Here is a 1,115-nt window from a genome sequence, read left to right as displayed (position 1 = left end):
GCGGTCATCGTCGCCGAGAAGCCCTCGCCGACGGCGTACGAGGTCGAGATGCCGGGTGCCTCGTGCTTCGCGTACTGCGTCACGACCCAGCGGTCCCACGGCACGGTGAGCGGTTCTGCGGTGCCCCACCGGGTCGGGCAGGTGCCGACGGTGTGGCACAGGGCCTCGATCGCCGAGCCCATGTCGACCGCGCGGCCGGGGTGGTGCCGGAGGGTCAGGTCGATGCTGATCTGACGGACCGAGTCGGCCGAGACCGGGTGCTCGGGCGACGGGGTGCCCACGAGTTCGGGGCCCCGGTGCACGAAGTCTTCGATGTCCGAGGCAGCGACACCGGTCCAGCCGTCACGCAGCGTCCCGTCGAAGTCGGACACGGCCCACGCGGCACCGTACGCGCCGAGTGCGTGCCGGAGCGCCGGGGTGATCGCCGCAGACCGTCCGGTGCGGAGCACGACCGTCCGCCCGGCGTCCGCCGACCGGCGGAGCAACGAGGCGAGCGCGTCGGTCAGCCACACTACGGGCTAGGCCGACTCGACCACGATCGCCGGGCCGACCACGTCGTCGATGAGGGGATGCCTGACCATCCGGGTCCTCCTCGGTTCGGGGCTGGAACTCCCTGGACGGTACACACGGGTCCGACACCTGTCCGTCGAGTCGGCACCCTCACAGCGGAGACTCGGGAGGCACGACACGCGCCCGGCAGACGGCGTACGGTGCGCGGTCGGCTGGCTTCCAGGCGAGAATCCGCTAGGCTTGCCGAGTCCCGTTCTGCGGGGCGCGCGAGTGTAGTTCAATGGTAGAACTCCAGCTTCCCAAGCTGGTAGCGCGGGTTCGATTCCCGTCACTCGATCCAACTACGATCAAGCCGTGGAGTCCAAGCCGGCATCGGTCCTCAAGGCCATCAGGGCCGAGATCATCAGCGGCTCGCTCGCACGTGGCTCGAGACTCAAGGAAGACGTGCTCGCGGAGCGTTTCGGCGTCTCCCGGGTCCCTGTCCGCGAAGCCCTCCGACAGCTGGAGACCGAGGGCTTCGTCGTCGCCGAGAAGTTCAAGGGCGTCCGGGTCGCGGATTCCTCAACCGAGGTCGTCATCGAATTGATGCAGATCCGGCGCGGGCT

General features: G+C 69.1%; 2 protein-coding genes. One reads left to right on the top strand and one right to left on the bottom strand.

The annotated features are described in order from the left end of the window. Positions 1-512, bottom strand: a 512-nt coding sequence (locus BACI9J_RS22325) for a DUF6177 family protein (protein ID WP_201296712.1), incomplete at its 3' end; no start/stop codon positions are given. A 352-nt stretch (positions 513-864) separates the two neighbouring features. Between BACI9J_RS22325 and BACI9J_RS22320 the strand changes: the two genes are divergently transcribed. Continuing rightward, positions 865-1,115: GntR family transcriptional regulator (locus tag BACI9J_RS22320; protein ID WP_159736611.1), on the top strand; the 251-nt coding region annotated here is incomplete at its 3' end.

It is taken from the genome of Arthrobacter sp. 9V (assembly GCF_902506065.1).
Lineage (GTDB): Bacteria > Actinomycetota > Actinomycetes > Actinomycetales > Micrococcaceae > Arthrobacter.
This window is presented reverse-complemented; position numbering and strand designations above follow the sequence as displayed.